20 protein-coding genes are annotated in these 21,825 nt (G+C 56.7%); 11 read left to right on the forward strand and 9 right to left on the reverse strand.

The features are described 5' to 3' along the window. The coding region (locus GYA94_RS22585) for a TnsD family Tn7-like transposition protein (protein WP_218031608.1) at window positions 1–980 on the forward strand (980 nt) is incomplete at its 5' end. Here the strand turns inward: GYA94_RS22585 and GYA94_RS22590 are convergent. Next, window positions 952–1,875 carry a TniQ family protein gene (locus GYA94_RS22590; RefSeq protein WP_114167560.1) on the reverse strand — a complete coding sequence of 308 codons (924 nt, stop codon included), beginning with the start codon at window positions 1,873–1,875 and terminating at the stop codon, window positions 952–954. The two genes, GYA94_RS22585 and GYA94_RS22590, sit on opposite strands and share 29 nt — an antisense overlap. A gap of 173 nt (window positions 1,876–2,048) precedes the next feature. Between GYA94_RS22590 and GYA94_RS22595 the strand changes: the two genes are divergently transcribed. From GYA94_RS22595 to GYA94_RS22605, 3 genes are all read left to right on the forward strand, one after another. Then, entirely contained in the window at window positions 2,049–2,519 is a 471-nt protein-coding gene (locus GYA94_RS22595) for an antitoxin Xre/MbcA/ParS toxin-binding domain-containing protein (RefSeq protein ID WP_044047197.1), read from the forward strand. A gap of 143 nt (window positions 2,520–2,662) precedes the next feature. Continuing rightward, on the forward strand, window positions 2,663–2,995 hold the full coding sequence (locus tag GYA94_RS22600; protein ID WP_044047196.1) for a DUF2790 domain-containing protein: 333 nt from the start codon (window positions 2,663–2,665) through the stop codon (window positions 2,993–2,995). Window positions 2,996–3,132: 137 nt separating this feature from the next. Next, window positions 3,133–3,321, forward strand: a complete 189-nt coding sequence (locus GYA94_RS22605; protein ID WP_044047195.1) for an AbrB/MazE/SpoVT family DNA-binding domain-containing protein — start codon at window positions 3,133–3,135, stop codon at window positions 3,319–3,321. A gap of 105 nt (window positions 3,322–3,426) precedes the next feature. Here the strand turns inward: GYA94_RS22605 and GYA94_RS22610 are convergent, their stop codons facing one another. From GYA94_RS22610 to GYA94_RS22635, 6 genes are all read right to left on the reverse strand, one after another. Continuing rightward, the gene (locus GYA94_RS22610; protein WP_044047194.1) at window positions 3,427–3,882 is read right to left on the reverse strand and encodes a DUF411 domain-containing protein; all 456 of its coding nucleotides are present in this window, start codon (window positions 3,880–3,882) and stop codon (window positions 3,427–3,429) included. Then, complete coding sequence (locus GYA94_RS22615; protein ID WP_013974894.1) at window positions 3,872–4,654, reverse strand: c-type cytochrome; 783 nt, start codon at window positions 4,652–4,654, stop codon at window positions 3,872–3,874. Before GYA94_RS22615 ends, GYA94_RS22610 begins: the two co-directional genes overlap by 11 nt. A gap of 10 nt (window positions 4,655–4,664) precedes the next feature. Beyond that, window positions 4,665–5,780 (reverse strand): copper resistance protein B, encoded by a 1,116-nt coding sequence (locus GYA94_RS22620; RefSeq protein WP_044047193.1) that lies wholly within the window; start codon window positions 5,778–5,780, stop codon window positions 4,665–4,667. Then, a complete protein-coding gene (locus tag GYA94_RS22625) occupies window positions 5,770–6,141 on the reverse strand; it encodes a hypothetical protein (RefSeq protein WP_255326977.1) in 372 nt (123 codons plus the stop codon). The genes GYA94_RS22620 and GYA94_RS22625 overlap by 11 nt, the downstream gene beginning before the upstream one ends. A gap of 14 nt (window positions 6,142–6,155) precedes the next feature. After that, entirely contained in the window at window positions 6,156–7,925 is a 1,770-nt protein-coding gene (locus GYA94_RS22630) for a copper resistance system multicopper oxidase (RefSeq protein ID WP_161893139.1), read from the reverse strand. Window positions 7,926–8,106: 181 nt separating this feature from the next. Beyond that, the gene (locus GYA94_RS22635; protein ID WP_013974890.1) at window positions 8,107–8,313 is read right to left on the reverse strand and encodes a co-regulatory protein PtrA N-terminal domain-containing protein; all 207 of its coding nucleotides are present in this window, start codon (window positions 8,311–8,313) and stop codon (window positions 8,107–8,109) included. Between the two features lie 165 nt (window positions 8,314–8,478). Between GYA94_RS22635 and GYA94_RS22640 the strand changes: the two genes are divergently transcribed. From GYA94_RS22640 to GYA94_RS22670, 7 genes are all read left to right on the forward strand, one after another. After that, a complete protein-coding gene (locus tag GYA94_RS22640) occupies window positions 8,479–9,156 on the forward strand; it encodes a heavy metal response regulator transcription factor (protein WP_044047190.1) in 678 nt (225 codons plus the stop codon). Next, window positions 9,156–10,562 (forward strand): heavy metal sensor histidine kinase, encoded by a 1,407-nt coding sequence (locus GYA94_RS22645; protein ID WP_161893140.1) that lies wholly within the window; start codon window positions 9,156–9,158, stop codon window positions 10,560–10,562. Before GYA94_RS22640 ends, GYA94_RS22645 begins: the two co-directional genes overlap by 1 nt. A gap of 470 nt (window positions 10,563–11,032) precedes the next feature. Beyond that, window positions 11,033–12,283 (forward strand): TolC family protein, encoded by a 1,251-nt coding sequence (locus GYA94_RS22650; protein ID WP_049798466.1) that lies wholly within the window; start codon window positions 11,033–11,035, stop codon window positions 12,281–12,283. Next, window positions 12,280–13,743 (forward strand): efflux RND transporter periplasmic adaptor subunit, encoded by a 1,464-nt coding sequence (locus tag GYA94_RS22655; RefSeq protein WP_044047188.1) that lies wholly within the window; start codon window positions 12,280–12,282, stop codon window positions 13,741–13,743. Before GYA94_RS22650 ends, GYA94_RS22655 begins: the two co-directional genes overlap by 4 nt. Further along, window positions 13,740–16,898, forward strand: coding sequence for an efflux RND transporter permease subunit (locus tag GYA94_RS22660; RefSeq protein ID WP_013974884.1), 3,159 nt, complete (start codon window positions 13,740–13,742; stop codon window positions 16,896–16,898). Before GYA94_RS22655 ends, GYA94_RS22660 begins: the two co-directional genes overlap by 4 nt. Beyond that, window positions 16,895–17,248 carry a copper-binding protein gene (locus GYA94_RS22665; RefSeq protein WP_047595905.1) on the forward strand — a complete coding sequence of 118 codons (354 nt, stop codon included), beginning with the start codon at window positions 16,895–16,897 and terminating at the stop codon, window positions 17,246–17,248. The genes GYA94_RS22660 and GYA94_RS22665 overlap by 4 nt, the downstream gene beginning before the upstream one ends. 160 nt (window positions 17,249–17,408) lie before the next feature. Next, window positions 17,409–17,735: a four-helix bundle copper-binding protein gene (locus GYA94_RS22670; protein WP_085982928.1), complete on the forward strand. Its 327-nt coding sequence runs from the start codon at window positions 17,409–17,411 to the stop codon at window positions 17,733–17,735. Window positions 17,736–19,053: 1,318 nt separating this feature from the next. Here the strand turns inward: GYA94_RS22670 and GYA94_RS22675 are convergent. Together GYA94_RS22675 and GYA94_RS22680 are read right to left on the reverse strand one after the other, a co-directional pair. Beyond that, window positions 19,054–19,728: a heavy metal response regulator transcription factor gene (locus GYA94_RS22675; protein ID WP_013974882.1), complete on the reverse strand. Its 675-nt coding sequence runs from the start codon at window positions 19,726–19,728 to the stop codon at window positions 19,054–19,056. A 490-nt stretch (window positions 19,729–20,218) separates the two neighbouring features. Next, complete coding sequence (locus GYA94_RS22680) at window positions 20,219–21,562, reverse strand: OprD family porin (protein ID WP_013974881.1); 1,344 nt, start codon at window positions 21,560–21,562, stop codon at window positions 20,219–20,221. Window positions 21,563–21,825 lie beyond the last annotated feature (263 nt).

Raw genomic sequence — 21,825 nt, forward strand, 5'->3', positions numbered from 1 at the left:
GGGTTTATGGAGCGGTTACTATGTTGCTTCCGGGGGAATCTGCTGGAACGCCGGTTATGGACTGTGGTGACCACAGCGGGGCCGTTGCCATTGCCCACATGCAGCTGTGGGGGCTAGACCATCCCAATGAGATGAAAACGATTCTGGCTGGAAATTTGCTCAGGAACCGTTTGGACGAGATGGGTTTTATCAGGTCTGGACGAATTAGAGAGCAGATGCTGAGAGATTTTTTAACCAGGCGACTTCGGTGCAGTCCTAGCGCCGCCGAATTCGAAGAAATGGTTCGATCCGCTGAGTGGGTCTTTCAGATATTGCGGCGACAAGGTCGAACCGTGCAGCCTTTCAAGTTCTATTTTCTCTGCTGGCTCCTTGATCTAGAGCTGGAGCACCTGAAGACCTACCGTCTAGAGGACGTTAATCGCGCTGGTATTGTGGTCCGGCCTGATGAACCGAATAACCTCATCCCTGACGATGACCTTCACGCCCGGCGAATAGCGTTTGCGAAGAGTACGAATCTCAAATGTCATGACAAGCCGGGCTATCAGTGGTTGTACCGCCACGACAGGGAATGGTTGGCCCGTTATGTTGCTGGGAACCCCTACCACAGAGACCGAAGAATTTTGATCGATTGGCAATCCAGGGACTCGGCCCTTGCGTTGGAGCTCGCTAAAGCGAAGACGATGATTCTTTCTGTAGACGGAAAGCCTCAGCAGGTCACCCGCGCTGCTCTATGTAGGCGTGTCCTAAACGCTCATGCTTTCCTCAAGATGCCGGACCACTTTCCGATGAGCACTAGGTTGATGGCGGGTTTACTTGAGTCTACTCATGACCATCAGCTACGTAAAATCCGGTGGGCAATTCGAGAATACTCGCTGACTGAAAACTGTGCGATGAGTGTTTTATACCGTTATGCAGGAATAAGAATATCTCGCGTATCCGAAGATGAAGTCTTTACGCAGATACGTGACGATATGGATTAGTTTTCATGGCTTCGTGCAAAAGTTTATTGAATATGACTGTTTTCTTCTCCCGCAGCACGTCTTGCTCATCCTTATTATTTAGCAAGTTGAAATAATTTTCAGCGGTGTGGCATCCAAGAAACACATAGATAGGATATTTGTCGCTGGTAGAGATACTGACATGGGTGAGTCTCGAAGTTATGCCCATTTCTTCGTTGATCAGTTTGGAAATATTCAGCTGGGTTTTTTCGAATGCGCTAGTTCGATTTATCATGAGGCTTGCATATGCGACAAAGTCTGCCATTCCATCCTTGATCATAGGGCCGCTATAGTCCAAAAGGTCTGCGACAAATTTGGCATACATATGACGGTTTGATCCGAATTCTCGCTTTTGACGTTTTGACCATGTGTTAAGCTTGCTGCACTTGGCTAGGTGATTAATCTCGTGCTTTTTCATTGGTATTGAGCAGGTCGGACATGTCTCGATTAGAGCGCAGGCATGAGTACTGCACACCTGTACGGAACCCAATACGTGCCTGCGATGAATATAGGGGCTTCCGCAATTATCCAAGTCTTCGCGAACACAATCTGGACAAACCTTTTCCCAAGTTTTCGGTGTGACGATTGCGGTCGCTCGATGACGCCCGAGGGCAGCTATCATAGGATACAAAGTGTGATCGCTTAAGGCTAGGTCCGAAATCTTGTGCTCGTCTAGCAGCTTTGGGTAATAGAATTCTTGATGCGGCCGCCACTCTGTTTGCAACTTCCCCAAAGTCTTATTAATTCCGAACCCAATACGAGGTTTCGCTTTTATATAGAAATCTTCAGTTTTCAACGATTTAATGCCTAGGAGCTCATTGCCGCGCTTAAGCGCAGATGCGATATATTCTCCAGGTAATGGTGTGAAAATTTTCATGCAATGATGTTCTGGAAGACGAGTGGTATGGCATTTTAGTTAGAAGACACCGGTACTGCATACACATTAGTGATCGTTTTGGGCTAAGGTGTGAAGGTTAAAGGGCGTCGGGCGTGCTTGGGAATCAAATTCGATCTAGTCTGACAGCCAACGCACAAGAGGAGGTCGATGCAATGAATCCTACAAGCACGCCCCCACCTGTTGAATCGCAGGCTTTTGCACCAACGTTCCACTTGGTTCATACCGACCTTGATGAGTTGAGCCAGCTGGAGCTCCTGCGTCTTGTCCAAACAGGATTTTTTTTCAGCGACGTGAAATGCATGGTCGAGTCCTCAAGCCTATTCAAGGCTCGTAACCTCGTCAGGCGAATCACAGGAATATCGACCAGAAGCGTTCACCGTCTGAGCCATTCCGTTCAGGCCCATCGCCTGGATGCCCAGCAGAGCGCGGTGGCGTTTCAATATGCGAAAGGACTGGAGCTTGCGTCGAAGGTATTTGGCTCTCAGATGCTCGCGGAGCAGTGGCTTTGTCGGCCGTGCGGCCGTTTGATGGGGTTTGTACCCTTCGAGATGCTCGACACGTCGCTCGGATTCAGCGTGGTAGCGGACTATCTTGAGCGTCTTCGCCTGGGTGTCTATCAGTAGTGTGCCTGAGGGGAATTGGTATGCCGTGTAGACGCAACGCTACCTCCATCTGCAAGCCGGACTTACAACCTTGTAATCCCCGTATCACTCAATTGACAGCGACAAAATCCTAATCTTCAGTCACGTCTATTGGAGTGATTGAAATGAAAGTCATCAAAAGCATCGCGGCCATCCTGGCCATAGTGGCCTCCTCAACCGCGCTCGCCGAAGGAGGATCCGACCGTCTATACGGGAAGATGATTCAGGCCAATGAGCAAGCTATGCGAGCTTATGCGGCCGTCAATGATATGAAGCCACCGGAGGTGATCCATTATCGCTACGGGATGCGGCTCGACGTGGCGAGAGTAATCAGCATGACATCGACCAAGGCGAGCTGTGACGTGATGCCAGCACAGATGAACTACGAGGATTCCAATGGAGACCTGAAAATCCTTGAGTACCGGACCGCTGGTATCGGTTGCCGGGGCCAGAACTGAGCACTGATCGAGCGGGCAGGACTTACGCTGATAAAAAGCCGGGTTGAAGCGTCAATTCCGGCGATTGATCGCCTGGTTACCGGCTTTCATGACTGGTGGAGTACGATGAGAATTGGTAGCTCAGGCAGGACAGCCCAATGACTCAATCAGCGCGCACCACGGTCAAGTGCCTTGATCCCGGCGACGGCTCCGGCGATGTGATTGTGGAACTACCCGACGACATTCTGAGCGAGCTCGGGGTCACGACGGGCGACAGACTCTCCATCGAGCTTATCAACGGCGATATCGTACTCAAGCCAGTCCGCGAGCGCCGTGAATCTGATTAGCTACGCTTTGCAGGCCCTCTGTGTCGTCGTGTTGAGCTGATGAAACTTTCTAGCGGGGATTTATGGGACGGCAGTCAGCCTACTGCCGTCCTTCTGGTCGGTGGGTTATTTGGCTGGATAGTTGGCGACTACTTGGTCCTCGCCGCTTTTGGTCAAACCAATAACCTGGTAGGCATGGCTTACACCATCAACCTCCATGCCTGGGGATCCAGCTGGCATTCCTGGCACGGCGATCCCTACCAGATCGTTCCGCTCCTTGAGTTCTCGAATCTGCTCAGCTGGCACGTGACCTTCAACAAACTTTCCGTCAATCACGGCTGTGTGGCAGGAGGCTAACCGTGGCGCTACGCCCAGCTTCTGTTTCACTGCGCTCATGTCCGTCTCAACATGGTCGGTCACTTTGAAACCATTGGCTTCCAGGTGCGCGATCCACTTCTTGCAGCAACCGCAGTTCGCATCTCGGTGAACGTCGATGGACAATGACTCTGCGGCGTAGGCCGCCGAGGCCACCAGCAGCCCAGCGATTGCGGCTAGCCGAACGAGTATCCGGTTAGTTGGCATGAGTGTGCTCCTTACCGTCTTTGTGAACATGCGTCTTTGTCGACGATTTCGGGTGGGCGTCCGAATGGGCTTCGGCCGCATTGTGGTCACCGTGATGATCTGCCGCTTGGGCGGCGCCTGCGGGTGCAGCTCCATGGTCGTGAGCTGTCTGAGCATGGTCGTCATCTGCCGCTTCGTCGTGATCGCCACGCTCGGCATGACCGCTCCCGCCGTGCTGGCCCTCATGATTATGCATATCGCTTTCACCGCCGCCGTGCTGATGGCCGCCGCTCGTGGCCACCAACGCCTTGTACTGCTCAGAATTCATTTGGGGCAGTTGGTCAAGGAACGCGACTATTCCCCAGATGTACTCATCACCCATGCTCTTGCCCCAGGCGGGCATGCCGGTGGCTTTGATGCCGTGCTTGATCGTCCAGAATGCGGCAGCCGGATCGTCTCCGACACCCACCTTGGTGAGGTCAGGTGGCGACGGGTATAGCGCTTGGCTGAGTTCTGTCTTTCCAACGCCAGGGGCGAGGTGGCACCCAATGCACATGGCGTTGTAGTTGCCTGCGCCTGCCTTGATCAACGCAGCGTTCTTCAGGTCAGGCACTTCAATGTCTCGCGCTCGAACCTCAATCGACCGGTCGCGAGCCATGGCGAGAAACGAATGGACAGCCGGGAAGTGAGGATCATCGGCGCCGACATTCACCAAGCCGAAATACGCGGTGCCCAATACCGCAGCACTTCCGACAGCACCGGCCACAAGCAGCGTTGTAATTGTTCTTTTCATGTTGGAATTCTCAGAACCACATCCTGATACCGGCAACGAAGCGTGCCTCATCAACATCTCCACCCTCGTCTCGGATGAAGTCAGCGGTGTTGCCGTAGGAGCGGCTCCAGGTAACGCCTATGTACGGGGCAAACTGGCGGACGATTTCATACCGTAGACGCAGCCCGACTTCGGTATTGGCCAGACCCGATCCAACACCGCGCTCAGGATCGTTCTTGCCATAGAAGTTCGCCTCAGCCGTGGGCTGCAAAATCAAGCGATTGGTCAGCAGGATGTCGTATTCGCCTTCAAGACGCGCAGCAGTCTGGCCGTTTTCGCCGATGAACGCCGTAGCTTCGGCCTCGAAGTCATACAAGGCCATGCCCTGAATACCAAAGGCTGCCCAGGTCTGCGGTGATTCCGGTTTGAAATCCTGACGGACCCCGGCGACCACGTCCCACCAAGGACTGACCGAGCGCCCGTATAGCAGTTGCAGCTCAGCATCTTCGGTTACCCCGTTGGTGCGCTCGCCTTCCGACCGAACCCAGAGTCGATTGATGTCGCTACCTACCCAGCCAGATGCATCCCAAGCCAGGGTGCTGCCCTCATCGGCGTCCTGGTATTCGAGCTGGTCCAACAGAAAGAAGCTGTTGATTCCGCTGTCGTGCACCTGGTGGCCACCCAAAGGCGGAAAGGCTGCCTCGCGGTCGGCATCAGTGAGCACTGGAATCGGCGTGCGGCTCGTTGTGGTCGGAGAAGTCGCTGAACCAGGATTCATCTGGGAATGGTCCATGCCCTTCATCGAACCGTGATCCATGCCCTTCATGTTTCCATGGCCCATTTTGCTGTGGTCCATCTTGCTATGGTCCACCGGGCTGGATTTGCTCTGGCTTTGAGCATGCCCCATCTGGCTGTGATCAACAGGGGCAGGCTGTTTCTGCTGTTTGCTCATCCCCATCTTGCTGTGATCCATCGCCGGCATCGATTCGGACGGAGCAGCATCCATTTGCATGGAACCGTGCCCCATTTTCGAATGATCCATGCCCGAGTGATCCATTTCTTCAGCGGCGAAGCTGGGCGTTACGCCCAGCATGCCGATTGAAACAGTCAGGGCCAGCAGCGAAGGCCGCCCAAGGCTATTGACCATCTTTCCCTGCCTTAGCTTTGTCGCTGCCATGCGATTCCATCATTTTGTCGTGGTCCATGCCTTCCATCGAGCCATGGTCCATCCCCTTCATCGAGCCATGGTCCATCCCCTTCATCGAGCCATGGTCCATCCCCTTCATCGAGCCGTGGTCCATACCTTCCATGGACCCATGGTCCATGCCTTCATGGTTCATGCCCTGGCCCTGCTTGTCCTGCGAACCTTTGGCTTTACCGGCCTCGGTGGATTTCTGGGAATGCTGATCGTGGTTGTCGCTAGACCACGACGACGGGGCATAAACAGCCAACATGCCGACCATCGCAGCAGAGAGGAAAAAGGCGCTTCGTTTCATTGGTTTGCTCATCTCAAATCTCCAGTTCATTCGTCCACACGGACTTCTCGGAACATGCCCATTTCCATGTGGAACAGTAGGTGACAGTGATAGGCCCAACGTCCCAAGGCATCTGCGGTGACGCGATAGCTTCGTTTTGAGCCAGGTGGCATGTCGATGGTGTGCTTGCGAACCATGAAGTTGCCGTTCTCGTCCTCCAGATCACTCCACATACCGTGGAGATGGATGGGGTGAGTCATCATGGTGTCGTTGACCAAGGTGATGCGAAGACGCTCGCCATATTTCAACCGCAGCGGTTCAGCGTCGGAGAATTTGATACCGTCGAACGACCATGCGAACTTCTCCATTTGGCCGGTAAGGTGCAGTTCGATTGTGCGTCCAGGCTCTCGACCATCGGGATCGATGAAGGTGCTCCGCAAATCGGCGTAGGTCAGCACTCGGCGCCCGTTGTTGCGCAGGCCAATTCCCGGATCGTTCAGCTTCGGGGTCGGCGACATGGTCTGCATATCGACCAACGGGTTGTTGGTCTCGGAAGTCGGATGGCTCTGCATTGCACCGCTCATGCCGGCCATGCCCTCATGACCCATCCCAGCCATCTTGCTGTGATCCATGCCGGCCATGTTCCCTTGGTCCATGCCAGCCATGCCGCCGTGATCCATTCCGCCCATGCTGCCGTGGTCCATGCCCATATCGCTCATGGCGATGATCGGGCGTGGATCTACCTCCGGTACGGGCGCTTGCAAGTCTTCACGAACTGCCAGGGTGCCTCGGGAGTACCCGGTACGGTCCATGGATTGCGCGAAGATCGTATAGGCCTGCTCGTTTTCAGGTTCGACGATGACATCGTAGGTTTCGGCAACGGCGATCCGGAACTCATCGACCGATACGGGTTTGACGTACTGGCCGTCAGCAGCCACAACCGTCATCTTGAGCCCAGGAATCCGGACATCGAAATAGGTCATGGCCGAGCCGTTGATAAAGCGCAGGCGGATCTTCTCGCCGGGCTTGAAGAGTCCCGTCCAGTTGCCGTTCGGAGCCTGGCCGTTCATGAGGTAGGTGTAGGTATACCCGCTCACGTCAGCGAGGTCGGTGGGGCTCATCTTCATTTCAGCCCACATCTTCCGATCCGCTACAGCGGCCGACCAGCCTTTCTCGCTCACATCGTCAACGAAGTCGCTTACAGTGCGCTTGTGGAAGTTGTAGTAGTCAGATTGCTTCTTGAGTTTGGAGAGCACCCGCGCCGGGTCTTCATCCGTCCAATCGCTGAGCATGACGACGTAATCACGGTCGTACACAAACGGCTCCGGATCCTTGGCATCGATCACCAACGCCCCATAGACCCCGGACTGTTCCTGGAGGCCTGAGTGGCTGTGATACCAGTAAGTGCCGTTCTGGTGGACCTTGAACTTGTATTCGTACATGCCATCGGGAGCGATGCCGTGGAAGCTCAAGCCCGGCACACCGTCCATGTTGGCGGGCAGGATGATGCCGTGCCAGTGAATGGAGGTGTCCTGTTTCAGCCGGTTGCGTACGCGCAGCGTCACGGTGTCGCCTTCGCGCCATCGCAGGATCGGCCCTGGCACGGAGCCGTTGATGGCCATGGCCGTACGAGCTGCACCCGTGATGTTGACGGGCAGTTCGCCGATATACAGATCGAAGTCCGTGCCGCTGAGCACGTTCGGTTGGCCAGGGCTGGTCACGGCCCAGACCGGCGCGCGCCACATGCCGAGCCCACCCAGAAGTCCGGTAGCGGCCAGGCCTTTGACGAAAGATCGTCTCGTGGTTTTGCTTTGCATGCCGTTGCGTCCAGTCAGGTAGATCGCTGATATCCAGGCTGCTAGATGGTGCAGCCCTTGGGTTCATTGGAGCTCTCACCAGTCTCGTAGACTTTCGCCACTACGCGAGGCTGATGAGAGGCCGTACTCTGAAACAGCCATAGTTCAGATTCCGGGATGATTACTTTTCTGTAAGCTAGGATCAGCAGCTTTCGTGGCCCGCGTGCTTGCTGGACTGGGCGGCGAATGGCGCCTGCTCTTTCTTCCCCTGCGCAACCTGGGAGGCCTGCATGGAGCTTTGGAGAGCCGCTTCCATCCGTGCAAAGGTCCGGTCCGCGCCGCCCTCTGCCAGGGCAATGCCTGCCATGCCGAAGGTAACGACCATCACAATTGCTTTGACCATGTTCATCTGGAGATCCTCAGTGGGTTCTGCGCCTCATGGCGTCAGGTACAGGGTCAAGTTAGCCTCGCGGTGCTGTCAGAAAACTGATCTCGACATTACTTTTCCGTCAGCTTCTGGTTGGGCTTCTTTTTTCCCGCAAACTGGAAATGCACCCCGCGTGGATGAGAGCAGATGAAATTACTCGTGGCCGAAGATGAGCCGAAAACCGGTGTCTACCTCCAGCAAGGTCTAACAGAAGCTGGCTTCACCGTTGACCGGGTGATGACAGGCACTGACGCCCTGCAACAGGCACAGAGCGAAGCGTATGACTTGCTGATCCTCGACGTGATGATGCCGGGGCTCGATGGCTGGGATGTCCTGCGCAAGATCCGTGCGGCGGGTCAGGATGTGCCGGTCCTTTTCTTGACGGCCCGAGACGGCGTAGACGACCGCGTGAAAGGTTTGGAACTGGGCGCTGATGATTACCTGGTGAAGCCCTTTGCGTTCTCGGAGCTGCTGGCTCGAGTTCGTACGTTGCTGCGCAGAGGCAACGGTGGTTCTGCTCAAACCACTATGAAGATGGCAGACCTTGAGGTGGACCTGCTCAAGCGTCGAGCTACGCGAAACGGCAAGCGGATCGACCTTACTGCCAAGGAGTTTTCCCTGTTGGAGCTGCTCATGCGCCGACGCGGCGAGGTGCTTCCCAAATCGCTGATCGCTTCTCAGGTGTGGGACATGAATTTCGACAGTGACACCAACGTGATCGAGGTCGCGATTCGCCGACTGCGGGCCAAGATTGATGACGACTTCGCGCCAAAGCTAATCCATACCGCCCGAGGCATGGGCTACATGATGGATGTGCCCGAGTGATGCGCCCGCAATCATCGCTCGTCAAGCGGCTGACCCTGATGTTCATGTTCGCGGTGACTGCTGTCCTGGTGGTTGCCGGCGTCGCTTTCTACGGGCTCAGCCAGCACCATTTCCGGATGCTGGATGAGCAGGCGCTTTCTGAAAAGCTGGAGTCAACGCGTCATATCCTTTCCATCTCAGCAGCGCGAGGCGGGCTCGACGATCAGGAGCAGCAGCTGCGGGCATTGCTCGGCGCACATCAGGATCTGTCGGCGAAAATCACCAAGGCTGACGGAACGGTCCTGTTTTCAGACCCCAAAGCCTCCCAGATTCCTCAGCGGTTCGAGCAGGCGCATCGGGGTGCGGTCTGGGAGTGGCAGGATAAAGCGCAGAACTTCCGCGGCATTACCGCCCAGCTGACCATTGCAGGCGAGCCGGAACCGGTGACGGCCGTGCTGATGCTCGATGTCACCACTCACTCCCATTTCTTTGTCACCCTGCAATGGTGGTTCGGAATTGGTCTGGTGATCAGCGCGATTGTGAGCGCAGGCTTGGGCTGGGTCGTGGCCAAAAGCGGGCTTCGGCCTGTTGGGCAAATCACCAAAGTGGCCACCGGGATGTCGGCAAGATCACTTCGCGAACGCATTCCGCTGGAGCCCGTACCGCTAGAGCTTCAGGAGCTCATCCTGTCTTTCAACGGGATGCTGGGACGGTTGGAGGATGCATTCGTTCGGTTGTCCAACTTCTCTGCCGATATCGCTCACGAATTGAGAACGCCAGTCAGCAACCTTCTGACCCATACCGAAGTGGTGCTCACCAAGAAGCGTGACCTGGATGCCTATGAAGAAAACCTCTATTCGAACCTGGAAGACCTCAAGCGCATGTCGCGCATGATCGACGACATGCTGTTCCTGGCCAAGGCGGATAACGGTCTGATCGTGCCCGAGCAGATCGATGTGGAGCTCTCCGAACTCGTATCAAAGCTGTTCGAGTACTACCAATTCCTGGCTGAGGATCAAGGCATCCAACTGACCCTACACGGGCAGGGTAAGGTTCGTGGCGATCGCCTGATGATTGACCGAGCGCTTTCCAACCTTCTATCCAACGCGTTGCGCTACACCCCGGAAGGCAACGAGATATCAGTGCAGATCGAGCAGACGCCTGAAAGCGTGACGCTTTCCGTGCGTAACAGCGGGGTAACCATCGATCCCCAGCACATTGGCAAGATCTTCGACCGATTCTATCGAGCCGATCCAGCCAGACGCGAAGGCGGCCCAAGCAATGCAGGCCTGGGGCTGTCGATAACCCGCTCTATCATCGAGGCTCATAGCGGACGAATCTGGTGTACATCAGCGGAGGGTGTCACAACATTCTTCATCAGTCTCCCAGCCTCCAAGCGGTTGGTTAGTGCAGCCCCAACCCCTTAATGCTGAACTCATCCCGGTAACCTATACTCGCCCATCATGAATCGGCTCATTCGACTACTCACCCTCCTGATGCTAATCGTGGCGCTTCCGCTTAACGGGATGGCGGGCATCGATTCGGCGACTGAACCTTGCCCAATGCAGGCGATGGGCATGGAAATGATGGCGGGCATGGACCATGACTGCTGCCAGGACCAAGACCTGGGTAAGACTGGCGACCATGCCAAATCCTGCAAGGTCGGCCAGGAGTGCAGGACTGCCAGTACCGTACAGATTAGCTTCCTGACGCCTGGGCTGACTTTCGCCAAGCCACGACCTGCCGATACCTACGCTGTAGGCATAGCGACAGGTTCTCCCCCCGATCCGTGGCGTCCTCCCCGCGTCTGATTCCCTCTTAATTTCACACCGTCGTTCCGCCTAGCAGCGGGGCGATGGCACGCGCCTGGGCGCTGATCTTTCGAGGAATCATTTTCATGACTCCCCAACGTTTTCAGGGACGGATAACCACGGCCGTCCTGTTCATACTGCTGCCGGCTGTCTCGGCACAGGCTGCAACGCTGTCGCTGGATGAGGCGCTGCAACTGGCTGAACGTAACGCTCCCTCTCTACAGGCCCGCCAGGAGCAGGCATCAGCTGCGCGCAGCGCAGTCATTCCAGCGGGCGAACTACCCGATCCGCGCCTGAATCTCGGGGTACAAAACCTGCCGATTGAAGGCACCGATCGCTGGAGCATGAACAGAGACTTCATGACCATGCAGGTGGTTGGCCTGTCCCAAGAAGTACCGAACCGGGACAAACGCAAAGCTCGCATAGAGACAGCGCAGGCCACGGTCGAGCGAGCCGATGCCGAGGCGATCTTCGAACGCTTGAAGGTTAGGGCGGCAACCGCACAGGCTTGGGTTACTGCGTACACCGTGCAGCGAAAGCTTGAACAGTTCGACGCCTTCTACAAAGAAAACCAGCTGCTGGCTTCCACGGTGCGGGCCCGCCTGGCCGGAGGCGCAGGCTCCAGCGCCGATACGCTGGCTCCCAAGCAAGAAGCCGCGCAGTTGGACGAGCAGAAAGACGTTCTATTGAGTCAGTCAGCTCAGGCGCGAGCCGCGCTGAAGCGCTGGATTGGGCAGGACGCCGAAGTAGGCGCGCCGACCTTCCCTGTCTGGCCTGTAGACGCAGCTGAATACTTGCACTCCGTCCATGCCCATCCGGAGCTCAATACCTACAACGCCATGACACGCGAGGCTCAAGCCCAGGTACACCAGGCTCAGGCGGAAAAGAAATCGGATTGGTCCTGGGGAGTGGATTATCAGCGCCGTGGTCCGGACTTCAGCAACATGGTCAGCCTGCAAGTCAGCTTCCAATTGCCATTGTTTACCAGCTCACGGCAAGACCCGATGATTGCGGCACGACGCGCACAAGTTCGCCAATTGGAAGATGAGCAGGACGCTGCCCTGCGCGAGCATCAAGCCCAGCTTGAAACAGACCTTGTCGAGTACCAACGCTTGCAACGGGCAGTGCGGCGCAGTCGCGAAACACTTTTGCCCCTGGCCGAGGACCGGGTACGCCTCGCTCTGGCGGATTACCGCGCCGGTAAGTCGCCGTTGAGTGAAGTGCTGTCGGCACGCCGGCAGCGTGTGGAGGCACTACTACAGGATGTGGACCTGCAAGGACAGTTGGCGGCAACAGCAGCGCGTCTGCATTTCGTTTATGGAGAGGTGCGGGCATGAGGAATAGGTCGATTGGTTTCGTCGTGGCTGCTGCCCTTGCTATTGGAATAGGCGCTGGCTTCTGGCTAGGTGGGAGAGGTGCGTATTCGCCATCGCAGCCCTTAGGTCAGGAAAAAAAAGCGCTGTACTGGTACGACCCGATGTATCCCCAGCAGCACTTCCCGGCGCCCGGAAAATCGCCGTTCATGGACATGCCGCTCGTGCCCAAGTATTCGGATGACACGGCTGGCGAGGAGCAGCCTGCGGTTCAGGTCTCGGCTGGGCTCCAGCAAAACCTTGGGATTCGATTGGCAACGGTGACGGCTGGCCGGCTAGAACGGACCCTAAGTGTGAGCGGCGTTCTGACGTTCGACGAACGCGACTTCAGCGTGTTGCAGGCCCGTACTGGCGGTTACGTCGAACGCGTCTATGGTCGAGCGACGGGGGACATCGTTGCCAAAGGGGCTCCTCTAGCCGATGTGCTGACCCCGGAGTGGGCTGGTTTGCAGGAGGAATACCTGGCGTTGCGGCATTCTGGCGACGCTCAGCTGACGGCGGCGGCACGACAGCGGCTCGTGCTCGCCGGCATGCCGGCCGACCTGATCAACCGGGTCGCGAGCACTGGGAAGGTGCAGCTCTCGGTCACACTCTCCGCACCCACTGCCGGTGTAATCCAGGTTCTCGATCTGCGACCCGGCATGACGCTGACGCCGGGCGCTACCTTAGCAAGGATCAATGGAGTGGCCAACGTCTGGCTGGAAGCGGCTGTGCCGGAAGCCCAGGCTCAAGGCCTTCGCGAAGGCCAGCCTGTGCAGGCGCAATTGCCAGCGTTCCCAGGCGATCCCATACCGGGCAAGTTGACTGCGCTATTGGCCGATGCCGATTTGCAGAGCCGCACGTTGCGCCTGCGTATCGAGTTGCCCAACCGAGATGGGCGGCTTCGTCCTGGGATGACCGCTCAAGTGGCTCTCCATCCCGGCGAGTCTGCCAAGCAAAGCCTCTTGGTGCCTGCCGAGGCGGTCATCCGCACCGGCAAGCGAGACCTGGTGATGCTGGCTGAAGACGGTGGTCGCTTCCGGCCGGTGGAAGTCGTGTTGGGCCAGGAGAGCAAAGGCCAAGTTGCGGTGTTGCAGGGTCTTCAGGCAGGACAGCGCATCGTCGCGTCCGGGCAATTCCTGTTGGACTCCGACGCTAATTTGAAAGGCATCGAGGCGGCGACGGTGCAGGATAGTCAGCCTAATGCGGGGCCAGCCCTGCATGAAGCGGATGGCCGTGTCGTGCAGATAGACGGCACACAGCTCACCGTTGCCCACGGTCCTTTCATCACCCTGGGCATGCCAGGGATGACCATGACCTTCCCTGTGGCTGAGCAGTCTCTCCTTGATGGCCTCAAGATCGGTGCGCAGATTCGCTTTGGCATACGCGAACGCGACGAGGGCATGGTCGTTGAGCAGATCAAAGTGTTGGAGGGCCAACCATGATTGCCAAACTGATCCGCTGGTCGGTAGGCAACCGTGTGCTGGTGCTCCTCGCCACGCTGTTTCTGGTGGCATGGGGCTTCGTCTCGGTGCGTAGCCTACCAATCGACGCCTTGCCCGACCTGTCGGACGTGCAGGTGATCATCCGCACGTCCTACCCAGGCCAGGCTCCCCAGATCGTTGAGAATCAGGTGACCTATCCGCTGACCACTACCATGCTCTCGGTTCCGGGGGCCAAAACGGTTCGCGGCTTCTCCGCCTTCGGTGACAGCTTCGTCTATGTGCTGTTCGAGGACGGCACCGATCTGTATTGGGCGCGCTCTCGGGTTCTTGAGTACCTGAGCCAGGCGCAATCGCGATTACCTGCCGCAGCCAAGCCGGTACTGGGCCCGGACGCCACCGGGGTGGGCTGGATTTATCAATATGCGCTGGTCGATCGTAACGGCGGCCATGACCTGTCGCAACTGCGCAGCCTGCAGGACTGGTTCCTGCGCTATGAGCTCAAGACGCTGCCGGATGTCGCTGAAGTGGCCACCATCGGCGGTATGGTCAAGCAGTATCAGGTCGTGCTCGATCCGCTGCGCATGGCCAGCCTCGGTATCACCCAGGCTGAGGTGGTGGAGGCTATAGGCAAGGCCAACCAGGAGACCGGTGGCGGTGTACTGGAGCAAGGCGAAGCGGAATTCATGGTACGTGCGGCCGGCTACCTGCGATCGCTGGATGATTTCAGAGCGATACCCCTGCGACTGGCTACCAAGGGCGTGCCGGTGACATTAGGCGACGTCGCTACGGTGCAGATAGGTCCGGAAGCCCGCAGAGGCATAGGCGAACTGGACGGCCTCGGCGAAGCCGTAGGAGGTGTGGTGATCCTGCGCAGCGGGAAGAATGCTCGTGAGGCCATCGCGGACGTCAAGGCTAAGCTCGAAACCCTGAAGAAAGCCCTGCCAGCCGGGGTGGAACTTGTCACCGTCTACGACCGCAGCCAGTTGATCGACCGTGCCGTGGAGAACCTCAGTCACAAGCTGATCGAGGAGTTCTTGGTAGTGGCGTTGGTATGCGCAGCCTTTCTCTGGCACCTGCGCTCGTCATTGGTGGCTATCGTTTCGCTGCCCGTGGGAATCCTGATAGCGCTGATCGTCATGCGTCATCAGGGCATCAACGCCAACATCATGTCCCTTGGCGGAATCGCTATTGCCATCGGTGCAATGGTGGACGCTGCCGTGGTCATGATCGAGAACGCCCACAAACGTGTTGAGGCCTGGCATATCCGGCATCCTGGTCAACCTTTGCGGGGAGAAGCGCATTGGAGGGTAATGACGGAGGCGGCCGTCGAGGTAGGGCCGGCACTGTTCTTCAGCCTCATGATCATCACGCTTTCGTTCATCCCGGTGTTCACGCTGCAAGCCCAGGAAGGACGCCTCTTTGCACCCTTGGCCTTTACCAAGACCTACGCAATGGCTGCGGCAGCTGCGCTATCGGTGACCCTGATACCGGTGCTGATGGGGTACTGGATCAGAGGGCCACTGCCTGCGGAACAGCGCAACCCGCTCAACCGGGGCCTCATCCGGCTATACCGTCCGGCATTGGAGGTCGTCCTGCGCCGGCCTCTGGTTACCCTCGCTGCAGCATTGGTGATCCTGCTCAGCAGTCTGTGGCCCTTGAATCATCTTGGGGGCGAGTTCCTTCCTCCGCTCGATGAAGGTGATCTGCTCTACATGCCTTCAGCCTTGCCTGGACTCTCGGCGCAGAAAGCTTCAGAGCTGTTGCAGCGAACGGATCGTCTGATTCGAACTGTTCCCGAAGTGGCCAGTGTCTTTGGTAAAGCCGGCCGCGCCGAGTCAGCTACCGACCCGGCACCGCTGGAGATGTTCGAGACCACCGTTCGGCTCAAGCCCAAGAGTGAGTGGCGTCCAGGAATGACCACGGACAAGCTTATCGAGGAGCTTGATCGCACTGTGCGTGTGCCTGGGCTGACCAACATCTGGATCCCGCCCATCCGCAACCGCATCGATATGCTGGCCACCGGCATCAAGAGCCCAATCGGCGTCAAGGTGGCCGGCAGCGACCTAGGCCAGATAGACCGGGCCACTCTCGCTGTGGAGCGGGCCGCGAAAAAGGTGCCTGGAGTGACTTCGGCGCTGGCAGAGCGTTTGACTGGTGGCCGCTACATTGATCTGGATATCGACCGCCATGCCGCTGCCCGTTACGGTCTGAACATCACCGACGTACAGGCCATCGTGGCCGGCGCCATTGGTGGCGAAACCATCGGGGAAACAGTTGAAGGCTTGGCCCGCTATCCCATTAGCGTGCGCTATCCACGCGAATGGCGTGATTCGGTGGAGGCGTTGCGTCAGCTGCCGATCTACACCTCGCAGGGCGGCCAGCTGACGCTCGGCAGCGTGGCCCGCATACGTATTGCTGATGGCCCGCCCATGCTGAAGAGCGAGAATGCTCGCCCCTCGGGCTGGGTGTACATCGACGTGCGCGGCCGGGACCTTTCGTCTGTTGTTGCAGACTTACGTCAGGCGATCGACAGCGAGGTAAAGCTCGATTCAGGCATGAGCTTGAGCTACTCCGGCCAGTTCGAATACCTGGAGCGGGCGAACGCCCGTCTGGCCTGGGTGGTGCCAGCGACGCTGGCCATCATCTTCGTGCTGCTCTACCTGACCTTCGGCCGCCTCGGTGAAGCACTGCTCATCATGGGCACTTTACCTTTTGCCCTGACCGGGGGCGTCTGGCTGCTCTACCTGCTGGGCTACAACCTTTCAGTGGCCACAGGCGTTGGCTTCATTGCCCTGGCCGGCGTAGCGGCGGAGTTCGGAGTGATCATGCTCATCTACCTGAATAACGCTTGGGCTGAGCGTCAGGCCAACGGCGAAACTACACGAGCAGCGCTGCTCGACGCGATCCGTGAGGGCGCGGTGCAACGCATCAGGCCCAAGGCAATGACTGTGGCAGTCATCGTTGCAGGCCTGCTGCCCATCCTCTGGAGCAGCGGTACCGGCAGCGAGGTCATGAGCCGCATCGCGGTGCCCATGGTGGGCGGCATGCTCACCGCCCCCTTGCTTTCACTTTTTGTAATCCCTGCGGCGTACTGGCTGATCCGTCGCCGCGAACTTGCTGTAACTACCCCCAACCTCTCAGGAGAAATCCAATGAAAAAGCTAATTGTCATCGCAGGCCTGGTCACAGCTTTCGCCGCCAGTGTGCATGCCCAGGACATGGATGGTATGGACATGAAGAAAATGCCAGCCTCCGCCGAGGGTGGCCAAGGCAGCCAGGCGGCGCCCACTGCGCATGCGGAAGGGACAATTAAGGCGCTGGATCCTCAAAGCGGGAAAATCACCTTGGCGCACGGCCCGGTAGCAGAGCTCAAATGGCCGGCGATGACCATGGGCTTCCAAGCTGAGCCTGCACAGCTGAAGGGCTTGAACGTAGGAGACAAGGTGAAATTTGGGTTCCGTATGGAGGGAAGTGTCGCGAAAATCGTGAGCATCCAGAAGCAGTGATTGAAAAGCCTTGAATGATCGGGCACGCCTTCATACCGAGATGATTCGGACAAGCTTACAGAAATGTAATCAATCTTCAGGCCCCCGTCAGGTCGAACGCTACATACCGTCATGAGACGGTGCACTGGCATCTCATCGACCCGATACCGGAGATATGATCATGAACAGTAGCTTTGATGAATGCATCTCGGAATGCATGCGCTGCGCGCTGGCCTGTGAAGTCTGCGCGTCAGCCTGCCTGCGAGAGCAGGACGTAAAAATGATGGCTGACTGCATCAAGCTGGACAGGGATTGCGCAGATATGTGCAAGCTGGCGGCTACCTTGATGACACGAGAAAGCATGCTCGCCAAGGAATTTTGTGCGTTGTGCGCAAGGATTTGCCGCGCCTGCGGGGAGGCGTGCGGTAAGCATAAGGCAGACCACTGTCAGCATTGCGCACAGACCTGTTTGGCCTGCGCTGCATCCTGCGAAGCAATGGCTGCGTAAGCGTTTTCGCCCAGTCAGCTTTCCATGCGCCTGACAAAGGATATGGATACGTCGTTAACCGTCTGGCTAGGGAGACGGGTAGACCGCTGATGTTGAGCATGCGCTCTGGCGGAGCCTAGCTTGGGCAGCCATTCACCAAGGCGCTGCCTTACGGATCTGATGACAAAAAAGCCCGCCTCGGCGGCGGGCTATCAGATGTCTCCCAGGGGAGGCTGTAGGCCAACAAGTCTCGGAGCAAGCATTTGTAGGATACGCCTCTTGGCTCACGCCCACCAGCCAGCTTCGGCCGGAGCGAATGGTTCTACGTCGAGGGCATTGGAAACGGCTTATGTAGGCCCCGTCAATTGGCAGGGCAATCCGCAAAGACAAAGCAGGCCGATTATCCCCTGGCGGTATACCCCCAGGCAGAGTCAAAGGCAAAGCTAGGGGGGAAATCTAGCGGGTACCCCGATTTGAGGGCAGAATCACCAGCTTCACCTACGTGGCACTGGGTTGAGGGGCAGTTTGAAACTGCTATCTAGCGCGACAGCGACCATCGCCGCCATGAGCAAGAGCACAGGTGCGCCTTGAGTACTCAGCACAAAGGCCGTAGCAAACGGCCCCGTGGCCTGCGCCAAGACCATTGGGCGAGCTAATGCTCCCATGCGTGCGCGATACCCTTGCCAAACAGCACCAGAGGCAAGATGACTCTGGCAATAGTGAGAATCCCGATGCCGGCGCCCTACAGCGCTGCTGCAGGGAATGCCAGCCAAGGCACGCCAGGAATGAATAAGCAGATGCCGATGAAGCTCACCAACACGCCGGCACGGCCGACCAGGTTGGGTGAAGATGCCGAGCAAGCGAGAACTCCAATACTCTTGCCACCACCTGGGCCGGCCCAAGGACCATCCCCACCGCCAACACCGTGACCGTTGGAAGGCCAAGTTCCTTGAGCGAGGTGAGAAGATGCACAGAGAGGGTGGCCATGACGAAGGCAATGACCGTGAGTAGCCCTGCAACGAACCAGAAAAGCCGGCGGGCGCCATCATCGTTGAGCGGCGACTGAGCCTGCTTGGTGCTGTAGTCGGGAGGTTAACCTCATCGCCGGCGCACAGTATCAGAGGTAAGCCATGGCGCTGTTAAAAACAATGTCCGCTGAGCGTGCGTCAGCTCTGGCATACGCTTGGCCTTCCGTTACCTGTTGATAATCTATGCTATACCTTATGTCCAGCACACCTCATACGTTTAGTGAGGAAACGCGCGCTAAGGGTCAAAAACAGTATGGCTCGACTTACATGCATGATCCCTGGCTCTGTTTTCATGACTAAGTAGCGGGCGATCAACGCTTCTCAAGCACATAGCCCACACCGCGAAGCGTATGGATCAGCTTCGTCTCGAAAGGGTCATCGATCTTGGCTCTAAGTCTTCGAATCGACACTTCTACAACGTTTGTATCGCAGTCGAAGTTCATATCCCAGACCTGTGAGATGATCTGTGTGCGGCTGAGCACCACGCCGGTATTGCGCATTAGGTAGTGCAGAAGTGCAAACTCTTTCGTCGTCAGATCAATACGCTGGCCGTCCCTGAAGGCCCTGTGACGGCTCTGGTCTAGCTCCAGGTCAGCGACACGAATGATCTCCACAGATGCAGGGTGTTCAGACCTGCGCATTAAGGCGCGAACCCGGGCTAGCAGTTCTGGGAACTCAAATGGTTTGATCAGGTAGTCATCTGCACCGTTCTCCAAACCCCGGACCTTATCTGCCAAACGACTTCTCGCCGTGAGCATCATGATGCGGGAGGGGCAATTTTTACGCCTCAAAAGCTCAAGTACCTGCCACCCATCCATTTCTGGCAGATTGATATCAAGAATAATCAACTCGTATTCGTGTTGCTTGGCTAGGAATAGCCCATCTGACCCGGTATGCACGCAATCGACGACATAACCGCATTCTGTAAGGCCTTGACGCACATATTCCGCAGTTTTTACTTCGTCCTCAATTACCAGAATTCGCATGGGATTTTGTCTCGATATCACTGAGCAATTAACCGCGCACGCGCGCCGGCATTATTGAAAGGAATGGTAAATCAAAATGAGCTGGGTGGGGCCTAAATGACGGATTTGTAATTTCCAGGTAATATGATTGATAGTCTGGAGGTATATCTTTTCGCGGTTTGGGTTCGACAGGTGCGGGCCCTCTCTCCAATAGGTAATTTGACCTTATGAAGTATGTGGTTGTTTTCTTCTTTGTGTTGAGTTTGTTCCGTTCAGATGACGGCGAAGTTACTCATGTCGAGGAAACTGGTCATTGGTGCAGCCATGAGTTTCACCGGCATGCAATGCGTACACTCGAACGGTTGATTGAATTTTAGGTAAAAAAAAGGCGCCCAAAGGGCGCCAAATATCCACCTTTTACCAAAGGAGCACTTAAGCCACTCAAGGTGAATTCGTAATGCACATTTTTCTGAAGAGACCAGTTTACGAATAAACTGATCCCCTTAGAGAATCACAGGATCGAAAGCGGGTACTCAATGATCACACGAGTTTCATCCAGATCCGATTCGAATGCAGTGGCACGCGTGGTGGCCTGGCGCAACCGGAAGGACAGGTCTTTTGCTGGACCAGTTTGCACGACATATTTAACCTCTACGTCACGCTCCCAACGTTTCTGATTGGTGAGCGGATCACCGTTGGCGTCGGTGCGCATGTAGAACTGGTTGGCGTTCGAGTAGTCTGCGCCCGAGCCTCTAGCGTAGCGGGTCATGAACGTCAGACCAGGAATGCCGTAGCTGGTGAAGTTCAGGTCGTAGCGCAGCATCCAGGAACGCTCTTTCGGCGAGTTGAAGTCGCTGTACTGGATAGAGTTGTCGACGAAAATCGAGTCTGACTGACGCAGGTAGTCGAAATCATCGTCGCCGTTGTTGCGTTGGTGCGACAGGGCCAGGGTGTGAGCGCCGTAACGGACCCCGACCTTGGCACTCCAGATATCGTTGTCAAACTCGCCTAGGCGCTGCTTCCCTTCATCCACGGCTTTGTAATAGTTGAAGCCGCCAATCAGCGCAAGGTCGTCATTCAGTGGATAGGCGAAGCTGGTGCCAGCGTAGTACTGGTTCCAGACTTCTTTCAACTGACTGGCGTATACGCTCACGGTCCAGTTATCGTTGATCGCGTAATCACCGCCACCGTAGCCTACCCAAGGCGAGTTAACCGGGCCACCGTAGAAAGTTGCGAAGTTATCATTCAGATTGCTGGAGACCGGCTGGCTCATCGCATGCAGTCGGCCACCCTGCAGGGTGAGGCCCTGGATGCTGGTGTTCTCAACGGTCACACCGCGGAAGCTTTCAGGCAACAGGCGCGAGTCGCCTGATGCAACAACTGGCGTCGACGGGAAAACATCACCCACTTTCACGACCGTATCAAACAAGCGAACTTTAGCCGCCCCGCCAACCTTGGTGTATTCGTCGCGAGCTTCGCCTTTGTTATCAACAGGCATGACGTCGAATGAACTACGACCGCCGTTGCGCCCGTCACCAGTATCGAGCTTAAGCCCTATCATGGCAAAGGCATCAACACCAACGCCGACCGTCCCTTGGGTAAAACCAGAGTTGAATTTGGTGATGATCCCGTGCGCCCAGGCCTCGGAGTAGCCATTGGTGTTGCCCTTGCCGCTGTTGTAAGTGGGAGCTGAGCTGTCGCGGTTATCACGATTGAAATAGAAGTTGCGGTTGAGCACTGTAAGGCTGCTACCTTCGATGAAACCTTCGGGCTTATCTTCAGCTTGAGCAGTAACTGCATAGCTTCCAGACAGCGCCGAAACTGCCGCCAAATACAGTGGTACTTTGATTTTCATCCGATGCTCCTTTGATTTACGGCAGTTTTTATTATGTTTCCGGCGCGGGTGTCGTTATAAGTTCTGAGCCGGCGGCGCGCCTCGCGTAGCGCCGAGCTCATATTTGCAGGCGGAAGATAACGGGATGGTGATAGGAAAATTACAATTTCGTCATCTGGTCGTTATTTTGGTCATTGACGCCGCATGCTAGCCATCTCTCGCGTTCGCAATGAAATTCGGTGGTTCGACTGTGTCATCAGCGTTTTCGGGCATTACAAGCTTTT

Source organism: Pseudomonas juntendi (assembly GCF_009932375.1).
Lineage (GTDB): Bacteria > Pseudomonadota > Gammaproteobacteria > Pseudomonadales > Pseudomonadaceae > Aquipseudomonas > Aquipseudomonas juntendi.

Bases quoted from the DNA above. Each gene is read 5' to 3' on its own strand.
- GYA94_RS22590 (WP_114167560.1), bottom strand. From the start codon at position 1,875: ATGAAAATTTTCACACCATTACCTGGAGAATATATCGCATCTGCGCTT.
- GYA94_RS22595 (WP_044047197.1), top strand. From the start codon at position 2,049: ATGAATCCTACAAGCACGCCCCCACCTGTTGAATCGCAGGCTTTTGCA.
- GYA94_RS22600 (WP_044047196.1), top strand. From the start codon at position 2,663: ATGAAAGTCATCAAAAGCATCGCGGCCATCCTGGCCATAGTGGCCTCC.
- GYA94_RS22605 (WP_044047195.1), top strand. From the start codon at position 3,133: ATGACTCAATCAGCGCGCACCACGGTCAAGTGCCTTGATCCCGGCGAC.
- GYA94_RS22610 (WP_044047194.1), bottom strand. From the start codon at position 3,882: ATGCCAACTAACCGGATACTCGTTCGGCTAGCCGCAATCGCTGGGCTG.
- GYA94_RS22615 (WP_013974894.1), bottom strand. From the start codon at position 4,654: ATGAAAAGAACAATTACAACGCTGCTTGTGGCCGGTGCTGTCGGAAGT.
- GYA94_RS22620 (WP_044047193.1), bottom strand. From the start codon at position 5,780: ATGGTCAATAGCCTTGGGCGGCCTTCGCTGCTGGCCCTGACTGTTTCA.
- GYA94_RS22625 (WP_255326977.1), bottom strand. From the start codon at position 6,141: ATGAGCAAACCAATGAAACGAAGCGCCTTTTTCCTCTCTGCTGCGATG.
- GYA94_RS22630 (WP_161893139.1), bottom strand. From the start codon at position 7,925: ATGCAAAGCAAAACCACGAGACGATCTTTCGTCAAAGGCCTGGCCGCT.
- GYA94_RS22635 (WP_013974890.1), bottom strand. From the start codon at position 8,313: ATGAACATGGTCAAAGCAATTGTGATGGTCGTTACCTTCGGCATGGCA.
- GYA94_RS22640 (WP_044047190.1), top strand. From the start codon at position 8,479: ATGAAATTACTCGTGGCCGAAGATGAGCCGAAAACCGGTGTCTACCTC.
- GYA94_RS22645 (WP_161893140.1), top strand. From the start codon at position 9,156: ATGCGCCCGCAATCATCGCTCGTCAAGCGGCTGACCCTGATGTTCATG.
- GYA94_RS22650 (WP_049798466.1), top strand. From the start codon at position 11,033: ATGACTCCCCAACGTTTTCAGGGACGGATAACCACGGCCGTCCTGTTC.
- GYA94_RS22655 (WP_044047188.1), top strand. From the start codon at position 12,280: ATGAGGAATAGGTCGATTGGTTTCGTCGTGGCTGCTGCCCTTGCTATT.
- GYA94_RS22660 (WP_013974884.1), top strand. From the start codon at position 13,740: ATGATTGCCAAACTGATCCGCTGGTCGGTAGGCAACCGTGTGCTGGTG.
- GYA94_RS22665 (WP_047595905.1), top strand. From the start codon at position 16,895: ATGAAAAAGCTAATTGTCATCGCAGGCCTGGTCACAGCTTTCGCCGCC.
- GYA94_RS22670 (WP_085982928.1), top strand. From the start codon at position 17,409: ATGAACAGTAGCTTTGATGAATGCATCTCGGAATGCATGCGCTGCGCG.
- GYA94_RS22675 (WP_013974882.1), bottom strand. From the start codon at position 19,728: ATGCGAATTCTGGTAATTGAGGACGAAGTAAAAACTGCGGAATATGTG.
- GYA94_RS22680 (WP_013974881.1), bottom strand. From the start codon at position 21,562: ATGAAAATCAAAGTACCACTGTATTTGGCGGCAGTTTCGGCGCTGTCT.